Source organism: Streptomyces milbemycinicus, assembly GCF_002154605.1.
Classification (GTDB): Bacteria; Actinomycetota; Actinomycetes; order Streptomycetales; family Streptomycetaceae; genus Streptomyces; species Streptomyces milbemycinicus.
Map to the genome: position 1 here is coordinate 1 of NZ_MUNE01000280.1, position 16,110 is coordinate 16,110.

Below are 16,110 nucleotides of genomic sequence, written 5' to 3' on the forward strand. Positions count from 1 at the left end.
GCCCCGGCCGTCTCCCGCAGCGCGGCCCGCCACCCCTCCGTACGGCACGTCGAGGGCCCGACGAACGCGGTCAGCGCGGCCAGGCTGCTCAGCGGCCCGGTGTGCAGCACCGGCACCGAGTGCACGGGAAGCCCCTCCAGCAGCTCACCGCGCCGGGCGGTGGACAGGAACACGCCCTCGTCGCGGTCCAGCACGTCGAATTCGCAGAAGTAGTGCGGCAGTGCGTCGTAGTACACCGTGTGCTTGGCGTACAGCCACTCGCCGTACAGCACATAGCGGCTCCCCAGCCGCGGCCACAGCAGATCCCGGACCAGCGCCGCCCACGCCTTGAACGGCGAGAAGTGACGCTCCCGGGGCCCGCCGGTGAGGAAGTGGCCACGGCTCTGCAGCCTCAACTCCCCGTCCGGTGTGAAGCTGATCGCCGCGTTGGCGCCGTCGAGCTTCTCCTCGACCACGAGATACCGGCCCGCGATCTCGGCGAACGGTACGGCGGCCAGGTCCTCGTCGCCGGGTTGGAGTCGGGAGCCCTGGAGGTGCGGGGTCCTCGGGTACTTGCGGATCACGGGATTCTTTCTATGCCGTACGCGACGGATCGGGCAACGAAGTTTTAACGGCCTGGGGCCTTGGGGCCTTGGAACCTTGGGGCATGCGAAGGCCGGACCCGCGCTGTTTGGGTCCGGCCTTCTCGCGTCCGAGTCACGCGCAGCCCGCAGCGTGGATAGGACGTCTTCCACGGTAGGGCGCGGCACTGACAACGGGCCGGTGCGGTGGGACGCTGATCCCGACCGCCATGGGCAGCGACCGCGCGGCGGACTTCGAGGCCTCGGCCCGGGTGCTGAACCTCGGTGACGTCCAGGTCTCCGATATGGCCTACCCCATGCTGACCGTGACCCGGACACCGCGGCTGATCCAGCGCAGCGACCCCGGCTATGTGCAGCTGTCGCTCACGCTCTCCGGAAACATGGGGTTGACGCAGTTCAGGAGGCACACCCTGCTCGGCGCCGGGGATCTGGCGGTGTACAGCTCCTCGGAGCCGTTCGACGGCTGGGCAAGCCCCGAGGGCGCGGCGCCGGTCCGCCAGTTACTTCTGCATCTGCCCCGGGCGGCGCTGCCGCTGACCGGGCGGCAGGTGGACCGCCTCGCGGCCACTCGTATACCCGGTGGCGAGGGATTCGCCTCGCTGCTCTCCCAGTTCCTCGCGCATGTCGCCCGCCATCCGTGGCAGTTCGCCCCTCAGGACGCGCCCCGGCTGTCCACCACCCTGGTCGATCTGCTCGGCCACACCATCGCCCAGCGGCTGGACGCCATGTCCGCCCTGCCGCCCGAGAGCCGGGAGCGCACGCTGCTCCTCCGGGTGCAGGAGTTCATCCGCCGACACCTGCCCGACCCCGGCCTCACCCCGGCCGCCGTCGCCGCGGCCCACCACATGTCCCCCCGCTCGCTCCACCGCCTCTTCCAGCGGCACGGCCTGACCGTGGCGTCCTGGATCCGCCACCAGCGCCTCGAACGCTGCCGTCGCGACCTCGCCAACCCCCGGCTCGCCGCGCGGCCGATCCAGGCCACCGCCGCGACGTGGGGGTTCTCCCGCCCGGGCGACTTCGCCCGCGCCTTCCGCAGCGCCTATGGCGTATCGCCGAGCGAATACCGCTACAAGACCTGAATCGCCTGATCGCCTGATCGCCTGAACTCCTACCGAGGCTCGGGCAGGCCCCATCCCTCGAACCAGTGGGCGGCCACCCGCGCCGCGGTCGGAAAGGCGAACGGCTCCTGCCGGTCGGTGAGCAGGCGCAGGATGAACTCGCCGGTGCCGCAGTCGAAGCGCTGCCACTCGCCGGAGTTGTACTGCACAAGCACCGGCCAGTCGTCCGGGTCGTCGGCACCGGTCAGCCAGTGGAACGTCAGCTCCTGCTCGGAGCTGCCCCAGATCAGCACGCCGCCGGGTGCGGGATACACCGGGTAGGGCCGGTACAGCTCGGCGTACTTCGGCATGTCCAGGCCCCAACTGACAAGATCCGCCGCCGGGGCGCCCGGCACCAGCAGATCCAGATACTCGTCGAAGCTGCCCACCCCGAACAGGTCGACGATCTCCTTGTAGCCGCTGGGCAGGGCCGTACCGAGCGCAGATTCCGCGGCCGCCCAGTCGATCGCCCTGCCGATTGCGTGGTCGTCGCGGACCGGCCGCAGCGCCTCCCATCCGGTGAGGACCGCAAGACGCTGCGGCCACCCGACATCGGACGGGAAGGCGCCCCGGCCCGCGACGACGATCACCCCGCGCGGGCCGTCCGCCGCGGCCGTCAGGCCGTAACCGAACCAGTGCTCGTTCAGGGCCCAACCGCGCAACTCCAGCACCTCGCCCTCGCCCGACCCCGTGGGCGGACCGCCGAACGCGGGGATGGGGACGCCACCGGTGACCAGCCGCCGCACGGGCTGACCGGTCCAGGGCAGCACCTCCAGGACGGCCTGCTCCAGCTGCGCCAGATCCCATCCGGCGCGGACGATACAGACGTGTCCTTCGCCATGCCCGGGCAGCGGGCAGTGCGGCCCGGGATCGGTGAGGGTCTGATCAAGCAGCTGGCGGAGCTCGGTGTGGTGCATGCGGCCCAGTGAACCTCACGGCACTGACACCGCTACCGTTATGCCGTTACTTCGGGCAACCACACGGGCGGCAGGTCTCGACCCGTACGTCATCGATGACCGGGCCGTAGGCGCCGCCCACCGTGCTGGCGAAGCCGAGGGTCGTCGTGTTGCCGCCGGCCACGAAGGTGACCTCGCGGGTGACATAGCCCATGTTCGCGTGGCTCTTGCCCGTGGAGTTGAACGAGAAGTCCTGGAAGTCCTGCCCGTCGATGAGCACCTTCCCGGTCTTCACCGCCGGACCACCGGGGTTCGAGGCGAGCGAGTACGTCACGGTGTACTTCCGCCCGGGCACTGTCGAGAAGGTCTGCGCCACTGCTCCCGGCTGAACGGCGTTGAGATCGACGGACTGATCCCCCTCGGCCGCCTGCCAGAATCCGGCGCCGATCAGGTCCACACCCCCACCGGTGACCTTCCACGGACCGATGGACTGACCGCTGGAGAGCGTCGAGAACGCGTTCGCGGGCGCGGTGGGGTACTCGAAGCTGCCGTCGTCGAACCGGCTGACGGCCGCGGCAGCGGGGGTGGCGGGAGCGGCAGGCGCCGCGGCCAGCGCCGTACCGGAGGCGGCCAGCAGCCCGACCACGGCAACCGCGGTGAAGGCAGAGCGGGAAACCACCATGTATTTCCTCCTAAAAGATGAAGGTCGGTGGAACGCGCTCGACCTTCCCACCGGGCAGAAGGCGCCCGGAAGGCGCGCACGCAGGAGTGCGGGCGCGCCGGGCATGGCCCGGTGGCCACACGCGCCTCCCCACACACCGATGAGCCGATTCGCCGGCCCCTGCCGCCAGTGAAGGTCTCCGCAGGAATCGTGGGGCGTAGTCGCCTTGCATGCGGAGGTCGCCACTGTTGGCCCAGCCATCGGCTCGTGACCTCACCCGTGAGATCTCTACGTGATGGCATCACTGGATAACCTGCTGTGAGGCTAGCGCGCGTGGCGCCGGCCGGCGGGCGATTCCGTGAGGAGCACGGTTGTGGAGACGGATTCCCAGGGGGCTGGGCGGCTGGTGGCCGGCCGGTACCGACTGGCAGGCGTGCTGGGCCAGGGCGGAATGGGCGTGGTCTGGAGGGCGACCGACGAGCTGATCGGACGGGCTGCGGCAGTCAAGGAGTTGCGTACTCCGCCAGGGCTGTCGGCCGAGGAGCGGTCGATGTTCGGTGAACGCGCCTTGCGCGAGGCTCGTACGGCGGGTCGGCTCAACCATCCCGGTGTTGTGGCGATCTACGATCTCGTACCGGCGACGCCCGAGGACGACGCTGCCTACATCGTCATGGAGCTGCTGGAGGGGCCCTCGCTGGCGGAGCTCCTGGAGTGGTACAGGGCCCTGCCGCAGGAGCGAGTGGTCCGTATAGCGGGGCAGTTGCTGTCCGCTTTGGACGCCGCGCACTCGATCGGGCTCGTCCACCGGGACATCAAACCCAGCAATGTCATGGTGCTCCCCGGCGACCACGTCAAACTCGTGGACTTCGGCATCGCCCACGCCATGGACGACACCCGCCTGACCCGCGACGGCGTCACAGGCTCGACCGGCTATATGGCCCCGGAACTGTTCCAAGGCGCTGATCCTTCTCCCGCGGCGGATCTGTGGTCGCTGGGCGCGACCTTGTTCCACGCCGTCGAGGGAGGTGACCCGTTCGCCCGCCAGACCCCGGCCGCCACCCTGCACGCAATCCTCCACGACGACCTGCCGCCACTGAACTGCCAGCCGCCACTCTCAACACTGATCACCGGACTCCTCACCCGCGACACCACCGACCGGATGACCAGCGAAAAAGCCCGCACCCTGCTCCCATCCACCACCGCACCGCCCGCAGCAGAACCACCCCGCCCCGGCCAGGCGACGAGTGACAGCCTCACCGCCCCTGTCGGACCGACGACCGCGCCACCGCACATACCGCCGCACACGCCACCGCACACGCCGTCAGCTCCGCCGACCTACTCTCCCCAGGCCACCTGGGCGGGCCACCCCACCGCCGTCGGACAGCACGCCAACGTCCACTACTCGCCCGGCCCCATGCCGTACGCTCCGCCGGCCCACCCCTCGGCCCCCACAACCGGCGCGAAGAACGAAAAGGCCATGTGGATCGCCCTTGCGGCGGTGATGGTGATTCTCCTGGGAAGTGGAGCCTTCTTCCTCCTCAGAGACGACTCCAGTAAGGACGACTCCAGTAAGGGCGCAAATTCTGAAGCGCAGTCGGGAGAAACAACGCAGCCGGGAGAAACAGCGCAGCCGGGAGAATCCACGTCCCAGGGGGATTCGGTCACCGGTGAAAAGACGTGGCCCAATCTGAGCCGGAACCACGTCACCACCCCGGTCAACTACCCCATGACTCCTCCCGCCGGTGGCGACCACGACCCCGCCTGGCAGAACTGCAACGGTGACGTCTACAAAACCCAGATCCGCGACGAGAACGCCGTGCACGCCCTGGAGCACGGCGCCGTCTGGGTCACTTACAACGACAAGGCCGCCCCTGCGGACGTCACCGCGCTGACGGCCAAGGTGGCCAAGACGCCGTACACGCTGATGAGCCCGTACAAGAACCAGTCGTCACCGATCACGCTGACGGCCTGGGGACACCAGCTCAACGTCCAGAACGCGTCCGACGCGCGGGTCAACGCGTTCCTCGACAAGTACGTCCAGGGCGCACAGACCCCCGAGCCAGGGGCTGCCTGCACCGGAGGCGTGTCGTCCTCGTAACCACTGCACCACCGCCGCAGCCGAGACCCTCGCCTCGACCGTCCCGGGTTCGAGTTGGCGATGTACATAACCAGCGGTACATCGCCAACACCCGGCCCTCAGTAGGTCAGTCCTCCTCGCGGTCGTCGCCCCTGTCGTTGTCGCCCGAGCGGTCGTGGTCGTCGTGGTCGTCGTCGGCCTGCACGGCCGTGACCTTGCCGGACCGGGCGTCGACGGTGACCTCGTGTTCGGCGCCCTTGGCGTCGGTGACGTCGATGTGCCAGGCGGCCGACCGACCGTTGTCGTCGTCCAGCTCGGCGGACGTCGCCGTGCCGGGGATCTTCTTGAGCGCGGCGTCCACGGCCTGGCCGAGGCCGGTCCTGGCGGACCTGGCCAGAGCGGCCTCGTCATCGGCGTCGTCGTGGTCGGTCCTGTGCGCGGTGACCCTGCCGCTGGTGGCGTTCACCGTGACTTCGTGTTCCGCGCCCTTGGCGGAGGCGACATCGACCTTCCAGACGGCCTTGCCCTGGTGCCCCTCAAGCTCGACGGAGGTGACCTTGCCCGCGACCGACGCCACGGCCGCGTCGGCCGCCTGCTTGAGGTCGATCTTCGTCTTCGTGGCGAACGTACCGTCGTCGCGGTCCTCGTAGGTGGTGCCCACGGCTGCGTGGGTGCTGTCGCGGCTGCTGTCGTGGCTGCCATCGTCGGCGAAGGCCACAGCGGTCGCGGCACCGGCGCCACCGAGCAGCACGGTGGCCGCGAGCACGGCGGCGACGGTACGGCGACGGCCGGTCAGCGAGCGCTTGAGGGAGTTCATCGTGGGTGGTCCTTTCCTCAACTGCGGCCGGGCCGCAGGGATGCCGACCGGGGTCGGCCTGACAAGGACAACCCTGCGCGAGCGATCCTGAAGCCAAGCTGAAGCTTCCTGAAGATCGCTTCAGGAAGGACATGCGACGCTGAGGGATATGCGACTGCTCATCGTAGAGGACGAGAAACGCCTCGCCACCGCCCTGGCCCGGGGTCTGGCCGCCGAGGGTTTCGCCGTGGACGTGGCCCACGACGGTGTCAGCGGTCTGCACATGGCGCAGGAGCAGGACTACGACCTGATCGTGCTGGACATCATGCTGCCCGGCCTGAACGGCTACCGCGTCTGCGCCCAACTGCGGGCGGTCGGCGACGAGACGCCGATCCTCATGCTGACCGCGAAGGACGGCGAGTACGACGAGGCCGAGGGCCTGGACACAGGCGCGGACGACTACCTCACCAAACCGTTCTCGTACGTCGTCCTGCAGGCCCGCATCCGCGCCCTGCTGCGTCGCCGTACCCGTGCCGGCGTCCAGGTGCTGAAGATCGGCGACCTGACCGTCGACCCCGGCGCCAGGCGCGTGGAGCGGGCGGGGGCGGAAGTCACGCTGACCGCGAAAGAGTTCGCGGTCCTGGAGCAGCTCGCGCTGCACGCGGGCCGGGTCGTGTCGAAGGCGGACGTCCTCGCCCACGTGTGGGACTTCGCCTACGACGGCGACCCGAACATCGTCGAGGTCTATGTGAGCGCCCTGCGCCGCAAGCTCGACCTCCCGTTCGGACGGCGTTCCATCACGACCGTGCGAGGCGCCGGATACCGCCTCGAAGCCGACGGCGGCCGCCATGCGTAGGCCATTCGCCTCCGTCCGCGCCCGCGCCGCGCTGGCCGCGACCCTGGTCGTCTCCGTCGCTCTGGTCGCGGCGGGCGTCGCTTTGGTCGCCGTACTGCGCCACAACCTGGTCGACCGGGCGAGCCTGGAGTCCGAGGTCGCGGCCCGCAAGGTGGCGGGCGCGCAGGCCGCGCTGAATGGAGACTTCGGTTCCGTGGCCCTGCCCGACGACGAGGACCGGCCCGTCCAGATCGTCGACTCCGCGGGCAAGGTGCTGGCCGCCAGTGACGACCTGCGCGGACGCGGCCCTGTCACGAACTACTCGCCCGCTCCCAAGGGCACCGCGCCGAAAGTCTCGTCTCACGGCGATGACAACGGCCATGACGATGACGACGATGACGACCACGGCAGCGCCCCGGCCCGGGGCAAGGTCGGCACGGACGTGGACCGCAAGGACCTCACCGTGAGGGTCGGCGACGAAACCCACGACTACAGCTTCGCCGCCGTACAGGGAACGGCCTACGACGGCCGCACCTACACCGTCTACGCGGGCATCTCGCTGGAGGGCGAACAGGCCACCCTCGACCAGGTCACCAGGGTCATGCTGATCGGCCTGCCATGTCTGCTCGTCGTGGTCGCCGGGGTGACATGGCTGGTCACCCGGCGGGCGCTACGCCCCGTCGAGGGCATACGCGGGGAGATGGCCGAGATCACCGCCAGCGGCGATCTCTCGCGTCGCGTGCCCCAGCCCGACTCGCACGACGAGATCGCCCGGCTCGCCGCCACCACCAACGAGACCCTGACCGCACTGGAGCGGTCCGTCGAGCGCCAGCACCGCTTCGTCGCCGACGCCTCCCACGAACTGCGCAGCCCGATCGCGTCCTTGCGTACCCAACTCGAGGTCGCCGTCGCGCACTCCGAGCTTCTGGACGTCGAGGGGGTGCTCGAGGACGTCATCCGCCTCCAGCACCTGGCGGCCGACCTGCTCCTGCTGGCCCGCCTCGACGCCGGGGAGCGGCCGGCGGAGGCCCGGATCGACCTGGCGGTTCTCGTCCGCAAGGAGCTCGCGGAACGCACCGCCACGGACCGCATCGCCCCGAGCCTCAGCATGAGCGACGGGCCCCTCGACGTACGCGGCAGCAGAGGGCAGTTGGCCCGTGTGCTCGGCAATCTCCTCGACAACGCCCAACGCCACGCGAGGTCTACGGTCGGCGTCGAAGTGCGCGCCGACGGCGCGGACGCGGTGCTCATCGTCACCGATGACGGCCCCGGTGTGCCCGAGGCCGACCGAGTGCGGATCTTCGAACGCTTCGTCCGCCTCGACGAGGCCCGCACGCGGGACGACGGTGGAGCGGGACTGGGTCTGGCCATCGCTCGCGATGTCGTGGAGCGCCACGGCGGAACATTGGCGGTGAGCCAGGCGCCAGGCGGCGGCGCGGCTTTCCAGGTCAGGCTGGACCGCACCACCTGACCATCGGGCCGACGCCGCCGACACCCAGCAGTCAGCCCCGAGCGGCTGCGTGCAAGGCCTTCCAGAGCTTGCCGGCGCCCGGCATCACGATGAAGACCAGGAGGACCAGCACTGCCAGCGTGAACGGGAGTGGGCGCAGCCATTGGTTCCAGTGCGCGAACCGGTCGGCGACGGTCAGGGAGTACAGCCGGTCCGCGGGGTAGATGGTTGCCAGCAGGGTGAGGAACTCCGCCCAGTGGGGCTGGGTCGCGCTGCGGAATATGTGCTTCATGCTTGTCACCTGTCTCAGCCGAAGTGCCGGATGCGCGCGGCCGTTGCGGGCGCGTAGGGCAGCCAGTCGTGCACCGATCCGGTCGTGACGAACTCGGCGGCAGAGGTGGCGAAGGTGTGTCCCAGGGCCTGCTGGGCGTCGCCGACCTCGCCGAGCATCGGGCTGTCCGGGTAGGCGTCGAAGGTGTTGAAGAGGAAGGGCAGTTCGCCGCAGTGGGTGGCGCCGAGGGCGTGTTCGTCCTCGGTCGGCTGGTAGTCGAACTGGTAGATGTAGGTCGCGTTGCCGCCGGCCGCGTGGTGGTCGGCGATCTGCAGCGCGCCGTCGCGGAACAGCTCATCGGTTTGCACCGCGGTGAAGATCTGCGCCGGCGTCGCCTGCGGAAGCCGGTCGGCGTGCCGCTGGTAGATCTCGTGGGCCTGTTCGCCGATCTGTCCGGTCAGGATGTCCAGCGCGCCGGCGGTGGTGAGGTTCTGGATGTGCGGGTCGAAGGCGAAGAAGGCCGTTGCCTCGTCCCGGGTGGTACCGATCAGCAGCGGCTTGCCCTCCAGGGCGCCGCCCGCGAGTTCCTGCTGCCAGGTGCGGGGAAGACCGGGGCCGCCGAGCACCGGATACATCGGCGGCGCCGCGTTGCCCGGACGTGCGAGTCGCCCCGCGAGCCGGCCGTAGGCGGACAGCAGTTGCTCGACGGGCAGGGCGCGCAGTGCCTTGGCCGCGTCAGCACCGGCCGGGACACCGAGAGCGGGGGGGAAATCGAACCAAGCAGCGGAGTGCCTTTCCTGGCGGCGGAGGCGGAGCCTGTGCACGAGGGGCCTCAGTCTGCTGTTCCAGAGGGCACAACCCATCGCGTTGACTGCCCCGTCACGGCTGCGATCATGTCGTAGTCGCCGTCGTAGTGCAGGACGATCACGCTGTGACGTTCGGCGGTCGCCGCGATCACGAGGTCCGATACCGAGAGAGCCTTCCAGTTACCGGCCGCGATGAGCTGGGTCTGCACCTCCAGAGCACGGTCCCATGCCTCATCAGGGGTCGGAAGCCAGTCGAAGCCGCGCATCTCGTCGCGGATGCGTTCCGCGTCGCCCTTCGAACGGGCACTGTGCAATACCTCCAGCTCGACGGCGCCGCACACGGCGAGCAGACCCGCATTGTGCAGCGGCTCGATCACCGCACGAGCGGCCGGCTTCGGGTAACGGGCAAGTGCGGACTTGTCGATGAGGTAGCGATCGGTCATGCAGCCTGGTGCGGGTCAGCCGGAGCCTCAACGGGACCCGTCAGGTCGGGCAGGCCGCCTTCGGCAAGCCAGTTCAGGAACGATGCACGCTTGCGGCGCTTGATCGCATCTTCCAGCGCGGCGTTCACCGTGGCGACCTTCGTCGTGGTGCCGAAGATCTCCGCGGCCTCGGCAAGCATCTCGTCGTCGACATCAATGACGGTTCGTGCCATGAGTCCTCCTCCAGGCTGACGCCCCCACACGCCTCGATGATATCGAATTTCGCGCCACCAGATATCGCCACCTGCTGCGTGTGCGTCGATATGGACGCGCGACCGGACGTTGTGTCCGGGCGTGCTGCCGGCGTCAAGCGACTCAGTCACTGCAGGGCAAGCTGCCGCCCGAGCTCAAGAACAACATCTCCCTGCGGATCAGCCTGCGACAGACGAGCCCGCCGACAGCACCGAAGTCCTCGGCGCACCCGACGCCGCCACCATCCCCGGCTCCCTGCACGGGCGCGGCCTCATCCGACCAGGACCTGGCCGGCCATCGCCGCCATCGAAGAAGCCGCCCAGCACAGCGGGCTCACCGCCCCATTCCGGACCCTCCTGACTGTCCGACTACAGCCACCTGCCCCACTGCGGCGGCGCCTTCTCCCCCACCGAACCGGACCGCATCCGACGCCTCATCACCTGGCTCGCCCAAGAAGTCCAGCGACGATCCACCACCGGCCTGCTGTCCCAGGCCGCACCCCGTCCCCACGTCGTGGTCATCATCGACGGCTGGGAACACTTCGAGGACCACAGCGACCCCGCATTCACCGAAACCTCACTACTCACCACCCTGCCGCGGCTATCTCGCCACCGGCCAAACCCCCACCCTGCTCCAACTGGCCACACCCGAGTAACCGCCCAGAAGGTCCCCTGCTGGACCAGCTGCGGCTCCGCCGAGACCCGCCGGACAGCCCTCAGAAGCCACCGAAGCCGAAACCGCCCGTGCCACCGGTCGCGGTGCCGCCGGAGGGGTTGCCCCGGCCTTGTGAAGGGCCCTGGGAAAACAGACGGCGCTGCCACTGTTCCAGCGTGAGGCCCTGCTCGCGGAGGAGCTCCCGGATCCGCTCCTCCTCGGCGTCGATCGCCCGGCGGATCTCGTCGCGGACGGGCGCGTACGCCTCGCTCGCCTCCCGCACCACCTCGGCGTACCGCCGCCGCACCTCCCGCCATGTCTCATCGGCGCGGCGCCGATCGCCGGGTATCCACCACCGGGCGTGCGCCGCCCGCTCGCGGACGGCCTCCATCTCGTCACTGACGCGGTCCACAGCCGCGGCATACCCGAGGGCGGCCTCCTGCCAGCGCCGGAACTCCTCCGACGTGCACCGGACACGCTTACCCGAAGACAAGCCCATCGCCTGCGGTCTCCGCAACAGGAACAGGGACGGGAGCCTGGCGCTGTACTGGCTGTCCTGGAGGAGGGCCCAGGGCAAGACCTCGTCGGCAACCACCTCACCGTCGACAGGCTCCGTCGCCCCCTGAGCCTCCAGCATCACCACCAGCCGCCAGTGCCTCATCAGTGAGGGCACCTCTGGGCGTCTCATCGCACCTCCCCCTGCGATCCCCTTCCCACGAGGGTGCACACCGCACAGTCCCAGGGCAATGGCCGTGGCCACCCGACGGACCCCTGGCACTCCGGCCGGACTTCTGGATTCTCCCCCTGGTCAGCACTCTGAGCGTGGGAGGTTCAGCGGGTGCGCGGCGGTCATGGCACGGTTTGAGGATCTTGGCGGTCCTTGCCGATCAGCGTCCGTTCACGACGTTTGTGCTGTTCAGGCCGGGTGCACCGTGTCTACACCCCTCAGTCTTTGCCTGTCTGTTCCTATCCTTGCGTCCCAACTGCGTCCCGACACCGCCCCCAGACGGCTGGAAACACCGGACAGTCGGGCGATTACGCCAGCTCAGAGATGGGTTCCGAGCCCGTCCGCAGCGGATTTCCTTTCCAACGCACAGAGGCTCCGCCCCCAGCACAGCAGTGCCGACGGAGCCTCTGTGATCAGCGTGGATGGCCCTTCGCCCGCCTGATCCGCACCCTCCTGGAGGGCGATGGCCGCTGGAGGGCACGGGCTTCGGGCTATTCGAGCGACTGGATGGTTCGACCGGTGCGGTCCGGTGCCGTGAAGCTGAGCAGGAGGCCGAGGGCGGGGCCGATGACGCCGAGACCGAGGGCCAGCGGCACGGTCCCGGCGAGGCCGAGGGCGGCGAGGGGGAAGACGCCGGCGCCCAGGCCGCGGCCGATGTAGTAGGTGCTGTTGCTGCCCGTGGCACGCAGCCGCGTCGGGAACAGTTCCGACATCCACACGCCCATGACGCCGAAGCCGCCGAAGCCTGCGGCGCACAGCATCAGGGCCCAGAAGGTCTGGTCGGCCCAGAAGCGGACGCCGACATGGTCAGCGCCGGTGGCGGCCAGGGTCAGGAACCAGGTGAAGCCGACGGTGCCCACCACGCCGGCCCAGAGGTAGGCCCGCCTGCGGCTGACCAGGTCGGAGGCGTAGCCGGTGAGGGTGTAGGCGAGGATCGTGGCGACGTACCCGATGAGGACGATCACCGTGGCACGCCCGAAGGGCAGGTGCTGCCCCTTGAGCAGATACGTCGAAAGGTAGGCGCCGATCGCGTTGCTCGCCACAAAGGTCGCGGTGGCGACGCCGGAGAAGGTCAGGAACACCCGGGCGTTGCCGTCCCTGACCAGATCGGTGAAGGGGATCTTCGCGGGGCGCAACCGCTCGGGCAGCTCTCCCGCTCGGAGCGCGCGCCGGTACTCGGCCCAGTGCTTCGACTCCGGGAGCCAGAACGCCGCTGCGACGGCGACCACTAGGCTGACGGCCCCGATCAGCTTGTACCCCGTACGCCACCCGGCGTCGTGGCCCAGCGCGGAGACGCATGCGAAGACCACGCCGACGGTGATGATCTGCCCGACGAAGAACATCGACTGGATGGCGCCGCCCATCGCCCCGCGCCGCCGGGTCTTCCAGCACTCGGTGAACATCGAGAAGGACAGCCCGAACAGACCGCCCATCCCCAGCCCCGCGAGCAGCCGGGTGAGCAGGAAGGTGGTCCAGCCCGTGGCGAAGCCGCCGAGGAGTGCTGCCAGACCGAAGGCCAGGACGCACATGGCGTAGGTCTTGCGGCGGCCGATGGCGTCGCCGAGCCAGCCGAAGAGGAAGCCTCCGGCGATGGAGGCGAAGCCCTGGTAGGTGGCGATCGAGATGATCTCGATCGTCGACACGTGCAGGCTGTCGGCGATATAGGCCATGGGATAGCCGACAAGGTTGATCTCGGCGCCGTCGAAGAGGGTGCCCAGCAGGGCGAAGGCGAGGATCAGGACTGTCTCGCGCCGACTGTAGAGCGGTGCGGTCGGCGTCGGCGACTGCTGTGGGGACGTGCTGGTTTCTGTCATCTGCGTGAACCGCCTTGTTCACTCAGGGCGTGCGGCGCGCGGATCGACCGTAGTCGATCCGCGGGGGATGCCGATGCCTGGGGGTTTCTGCCGGCTGTCGGGCCGTGGCATAGTGTGCATACGATTGCACGAACGAATGCATGATGAGTGCGTGCTTCTTCGGACGTCAACCCCCTGGACGATGGCGGGACACCGCGTGAAGGGAGACTCGAACGGCATGACGGCACGATCAGCCGACGGCGGCAGGAAGAAGCGCCCCACTCTGGCCGACGTGGCGCGCAGGGCCGGGGTGAACCCCTCCACGGTCTCCCGTGCCCTCGACGGCCGGCATCCGTTCTCCCGCAGTGCCTCGGCGGAGCGTATCCGTGGCATCGCTCAGGAGATCGGCTACACCCCCGACCCGTCGGCGGCCAGCCTGCGCCGGCAGAGCACGCGCACGGTCGGCGTGATCGTGCCCCGGCTGACCGACACCGTCATGGCGATGCTCTACGAGGAGATCGCGGCCGCCTGCCAGGAGCAGGGGCTGCTCGCCCTGGTCGCCACGACGGGCGACGATCCGGCGGCCGAACGGGACAGCGGACGGCTGTTGCTGGAGCGCCGGGTCGACGCGATGATCCTGACCACCGCGCGGCTCGACGGCCAGGGCGAGTTCATCGGCACGCTCGCCGAGCAGCAGGTGCCGTACGCCCTCGCCATGCGCACCGACGGCCGCGGACCGGCGGCCGTGGGAGACGACCGGCTCGGCGGCCACCTGGCCACCAGGCACCTCATCGATCTCGGCCACACCCGCATCGCCGTGGTCGCCGGACCGTCGCACGCGTCCAGCGCGCTCGGCCGCACCGCCGGCTTTCGTGAGGCCATGGCCGAAGCGGGCGTCGACGTGGACGACGACCTCGTCCGGCCCTCCGGTTTCAGCATGGAGAGCGGCGAGGAGATCGCCACGCAGCTGCTCGCCCGCACCGATCCGCCCACCGCGGTCCTGTGCGTCAACGACAACACCGCGATCGGCGTCATGGCCGCCGCCCGCCGCCGCGGCCTGCGCATCCCCGAGGACCTGTCCCTGGTCGGCTACAACGACACACCCATCGCCGCCCGCCTCCCCGTCGCCCTGACCAGCGTCCGCGTCCCCTTCCGGGACATCGCCCAGGGCGCGGTGGCCCTGGTCCAGCAGGCCATCGACGGCAAACCACCCCAGACCCTGACCTACGCCCCGACCCTTATCCCCCGTTCCTCCGCAACGCGCCTGACCTGACAGCCACACCCGCAGGCGGCGAGGCACCGCAGCCGGTGCCTCTTCTTCGGGCTGCCCCGACTCAGGCCGCCCCACGACGATTTGGACGGCCCATGACGGACGACAAGCTCGACGCCTTCTGCCACATCCTGCCCCGCGACTACGCCGACCGGCTCTTCGCCCTGGACGGCGTCCCGGCCGTCGCCAACCTGCGCAAGCGCATCATGAACATCCCGTCCCTGGTCGATCTCGACGTCCGCTTCCGGCAGTTGGACGAGTTCCCCGGCTACCGCCAGATCATCAACCTCGCCGCCCCGCCAGTGGAAGACTTCGGAACGCCCGCCGTCTCCACGGACTTCGCCCGCCGCGGCAACGACGGCCTGGCCGAACTGGTGGACAAGCACCCCGACCGCTTCGCCGGCTTCTGCGCCGCGGTCGCACTCAACGACGTCAACTCCGCGGTGGCCGAACTTGACCGCGCAGTGGGCCAGTTGGGGGCGGTCGGCGTGCAGATCTACACGCATGTGCAGGGCCACCCGCTGGACGAGGACCGCTTCGAGCCGTTCTGGAAGCGGTGCGCCGAACTCGACCTCCTCGTCCAGGTGCACCCCTGCCGCAACTCCGGCTGGGCGGACTACCCGACCGAGGAACGCTCCAAGTACGAGATCTGGTGGACCTTCGGCTGGGAGTACGACCTGTCCGCCTTCATGGCCCGCATCGTCTTCTCCGGCGTCCTGGAGCGCTACCCGAACCTGAAGTTCTTGATCCACCACGGCGGCAGCATGGTCCCGCACTTCTCCGGCCGCGTCGGCCCCGGCTGGGACCAGCTCGGCTCCCGCACCCCGGCCCACCAGCAGGAAGACGTCACCGGATACCCACTGACCAAACGCCCTGTCGACTACTTCAAGATGTTCTACGCCGACACCGCGCTGTTCGGCGCCGTCCACGCCCTGCGTTGTGCCGTGGAGTTCTTCGGCCCCGAGCGCGTCCTGTTCGGCAGCGACTCGCCGTACGACCCGGAGAAGGGGCCGGGCTACATCCGCTCCGCGATCGCCAACGTGGAGGAACTCGACCTCACCGAAGCCGAGAAGGCAGCGATCTACGGCAACAATGTGCGCCGACTCCTCGGCTCCCGGCTGACACGCTGAGCGCCGCGCCGTTCATCGCGGGAAGTACGCCCGGTTGTTCCTGCTGGGCAGGTAAGTCCCGCTCGGGCATACAGGTCCCGGACGATTCGTTGTTGGTCGTGGTCGGCGTCGGCGTAGTAGCGGCGATAGTCGATCCCGGTGTTCCAGGACATGACGCCTGCCGGGTTGTCGTACAGATACCGGATTCCCGCGGCGTACACGGCGCTGTCGACGACGGACCTGATCATCGCCTGCTCCACGGGGCGGCTCGTCCGGTGGCGACCCGGTCGACGGTGTGGCCGTAACGCTTCAGGCCACGTTCCAGCGGTTCGGCGATGGCGGGGTCGCCCTCGACGAGAAGTACGTGCATGTCGGTTCCTCGTGGTTCGTCATTCGGTGGGAAGGAGAGGGGG

General features: G+C 69.3%; 16 protein-coding genes. 6 read left to right on the forward strand and 10 right to left on the reverse strand.

Annotated features, from left to right (window positions below; genetic code table 11):
* Nucleotides 1–563: RNA ligase family protein (locus tag CCN51_RS22420; RefSeq protein WP_107426047.1), on the reverse strand; the 563-nt coding region annotated here is incomplete at its 3' end.
* Nucleotides 564–778: 215 nt separating this feature from the next.
* Here CCN51_RS22420 and CCN51_RS22425 point away from each other — a divergent pair.
* Nucleotides 779–1,660, forward strand: coding sequence for an AraC-like ligand-binding domain-containing protein (locus CCN51_RS22425; RefSeq protein WP_264349586.1), 882 nt, complete (start codon nucleotides 779–781; stop codon nucleotides 1,658–1,660).
* 29 nt (nucleotides 1,661–1,689) lie between these two features.
* On the opposite strand, the gene CCN51_RS22430 is transcribed toward CCN51_RS22425, so the two are convergent.
* Both CCN51_RS22430 and CCN51_RS22435 read right to left on the reverse strand, forming a co-directional pair.
* Nucleotides 1,690–2,595, reverse strand: a complete 906-nt coding sequence (locus CCN51_RS22430) for a hypothetical protein (RefSeq protein WP_014179954.1) — start codon at nucleotides 2,593–2,595, stop codon at nucleotides 1,690–1,692.
* Nucleotides 2,596–2,641: 46 nt separating this feature from the next.
* Nucleotides 2,642–3,256: a choice-of-anchor C family protein gene (locus tag CCN51_RS22435; RefSeq protein ID WP_014179953.1), complete on the reverse strand. Its 615-nt coding sequence runs from the start codon at nucleotides 3,254–3,256 to the stop codon at nucleotides 2,642–2,644.
* A 352-nt stretch (nucleotides 3,257–3,608) separates the two neighbouring features.
* Between CCN51_RS22435 and CCN51_RS22440 the strand changes: the two genes are divergently transcribed.
* Nucleotides 3,609–5,333, forward strand: coding sequence for a DUF3105 domain-containing protein (locus CCN51_RS22440; RefSeq protein ID WP_014179952.1), 1,725 nt, complete (start codon nucleotides 3,609–3,611; stop codon nucleotides 5,331–5,333).
* 106 nt (nucleotides 5,334–5,439) lie between these two features.
* Here CCN51_RS22440 and CCN51_RS22445 read toward each other — a convergent pair whose 3' ends face one another.
* On the reverse strand, nucleotides 5,440–6,129 hold the full coding sequence (locus CCN51_RS22445; protein ID WP_014179951.1) for a PepSY domain-containing protein: 690 nt from the start codon (nucleotides 6,127–6,129) through the stop codon (nucleotides 5,440–5,442).
* 148 nt (nucleotides 6,130–6,277) lie between these two features.
* Here CCN51_RS22445 and CCN51_RS22450 point away from each other — a divergent pair, with 148 nt between their 5' ends.
* A complete protein-coding gene (locus tag CCN51_RS22450; RefSeq protein WP_014179950.1) occupies nucleotides 6,278–6,964 on the forward strand; it encodes a response regulator transcription factor in 687 nt (228 codons plus the stop codon).
* Complete coding sequence (locus CCN51_RS22455; RefSeq protein WP_014179949.1) at nucleotides 6,957–8,414, forward strand: sensor histidine kinase; 1,458 nt, start codon at nucleotides 6,957–6,959, stop codon at nucleotides 8,412–8,414. The genes CCN51_RS22450 and CCN51_RS22455 overlap by 8 nt, the downstream gene beginning before the upstream one ends.
* A 31-nt stretch (nucleotides 8,415–8,445) precedes the next feature.
* Here CCN51_RS22455 and CCN51_RS22460 read toward each other — a convergent pair whose 3' ends face one another.
* From CCN51_RS22460 to CCN51_RS22485, 6 genes are all read right to left on the reverse strand, one after another.
* The gene (locus CCN51_RS22460) at nucleotides 8,446–8,685 is read right to left on the reverse strand and encodes a putative antibiotic biosynthesis monooxygenase (RefSeq protein ID WP_014179948.1); all 240 of its coding nucleotides are present in this window, start codon (nucleotides 8,683–8,685) and stop codon (nucleotides 8,446–8,448) included.
* Nucleotides 8,686–8,699: 14 nt separating this feature from the next.
* A complete protein-coding gene (locus tag CCN51_RS22465) occupies nucleotides 8,700–9,488 on the reverse strand; it encodes a carboxylesterase family protein (RefSeq protein WP_014179947.1) in 789 nt (262 codons plus the stop codon).
* Between the two features lie 8 nt (nucleotides 9,489–9,496).
* On the reverse strand, nucleotides 9,497–9,913 hold the full coding sequence (locus CCN51_RS22470) for a PIN domain nuclease (protein ID WP_014179946.1): 417 nt from the start codon (nucleotides 9,911–9,913) through the stop codon (nucleotides 9,497–9,499).
* Nucleotides 9,910–10,125 (reverse strand): type II toxin-antitoxin system VapB family antitoxin, encoded by a 216-nt coding sequence (locus tag CCN51_RS22475; RefSeq protein WP_014179945.1) that lies wholly within the window; start codon nucleotides 10,123–10,125, stop codon nucleotides 9,910–9,912. Before CCN51_RS22475 ends, CCN51_RS22470 begins: the two co-directional genes overlap by 4 nt.
* A 734-nt stretch (nucleotides 10,126–10,859) precedes the next feature.
* Nucleotides 10,860–11,486 (reverse strand): hypothetical protein, encoded by a 627-nt coding sequence (locus CCN51_RS22480; protein WP_143675873.1) that lies wholly within the window; start codon nucleotides 11,484–11,486, stop codon nucleotides 10,860–10,862.
* A gap of 530 nt (nucleotides 11,487–12,016) precedes the next feature.
* Nucleotides 12,017–13,339 carry an MFS transporter gene (locus tag CCN51_RS22485; protein ID WP_014179942.1) on the reverse strand — a complete coding sequence of 441 codons (1,323 nt, stop codon included), beginning with the start codon at nucleotides 13,337–13,339 and terminating at the stop codon, nucleotides 12,017–12,019.
* 217 nt (nucleotides 13,340–13,556) lie between these two features.
* On the opposite strand from CCN51_RS22485, the gene CCN51_RS22490 reads away from it, so the two are divergent.
* Nucleotides 13,557–14,591 (forward strand): LacI family DNA-binding transcriptional regulator, encoded by a 1,035-nt coding sequence (locus CCN51_RS22490; RefSeq protein WP_014179941.1) that lies wholly within the window; start codon nucleotides 13,557–13,559, stop codon nucleotides 14,589–14,591.
* Between the two features lie 92 nt (nucleotides 14,592–14,683).
* The gene (locus CCN51_RS22495) at nucleotides 14,684–15,718 is read left to right on the forward strand and encodes an amidohydrolase family protein (RefSeq protein WP_014179940.1); all 1,035 of its coding nucleotides are present in this window, start codon (nucleotides 14,684–14,686) and stop codon (nucleotides 15,716–15,718) included.
* Nucleotides 15,719–16,110 lie beyond the last annotated feature (392 nt).

Bases quoted from the DNA above. Each gene is read 5' to 3' on its own strand.
- CCN51_RS22430 (WP_014179954.1), bottom strand. From the start codon at position 2,595: ATGCACCACACCGAGCTCCGCCAGCTGCTTGATCAGACCCTCACCGAT.
- CCN51_RS22435 (WP_014179953.1), bottom strand. From the start codon at position 3,256: ATGGTGGTTTCCCGCTCTGCCTTCACCGCGGTTGCCGTGGTCGGGCTG.
- CCN51_RS22445 (WP_014179951.1), bottom strand. From the start codon at position 6,129: ATGAACTCCCTCAAGCGCTCGCTGACCGGCCGTCGCCGTACCGTCGCC.
- CCN51_RS22450 (WP_014179950.1), top strand. From the start codon at position 6,278: ATGCGACTGCTCATCGTAGAGGACGAGAAACGCCTCGCCACCGCCCTG.
- CCN51_RS22455 (WP_014179949.1), top strand. From the start codon at position 6,957: ATGCGTAGGCCATTCGCCTCCGTCCGCGCCCGCGCCGCGCTGGCCGCG.
- CCN51_RS22460 (WP_014179948.1), bottom strand. From the start codon at position 8,685: ATGAAGCACATATTCCGCAGCGCGACCCAGCCCCACTGGGCGGAGTTC.
- CCN51_RS22470 (WP_014179946.1), bottom strand. From the start codon at position 9,913: ATGACCGATCGCTACCTCATCGACAAGTCCGCACTTGCCCGTTACCCG.
- CCN51_RS22475 (WP_014179945.1), bottom strand. From the start codon at position 10,125: ATGGCACGAACCGTCATTGATGTCGACGACGAGATGCTTGCCGAGGCC.
- CCN51_RS22480 (WP_143675873.1), bottom strand. From the start codon at position 11,486: ATGAGACGCCCAGAGGTGCCCTCACTGATGAGGCACTGGCGGCTGGTG.
- CCN51_RS22485 (WP_014179942.1), bottom strand. From the start codon at position 13,339: ATGACAGAAACCAGCACGTCCCCACAGCAGTCGCCGACGCCGACCGCA.
- CCN51_RS22490 (WP_014179941.1), top strand. From the start codon at position 13,557: ATGACGGCACGATCAGCCGACGGCGGCAGGAAGAAGCGCCCCACTCTG.
- CCN51_RS22495 (WP_014179940.1), top strand. From the start codon at position 14,684: ATGACGGACGACAAGCTCGACGCCTTCTGCCACATCCTGCCCCGCGAC.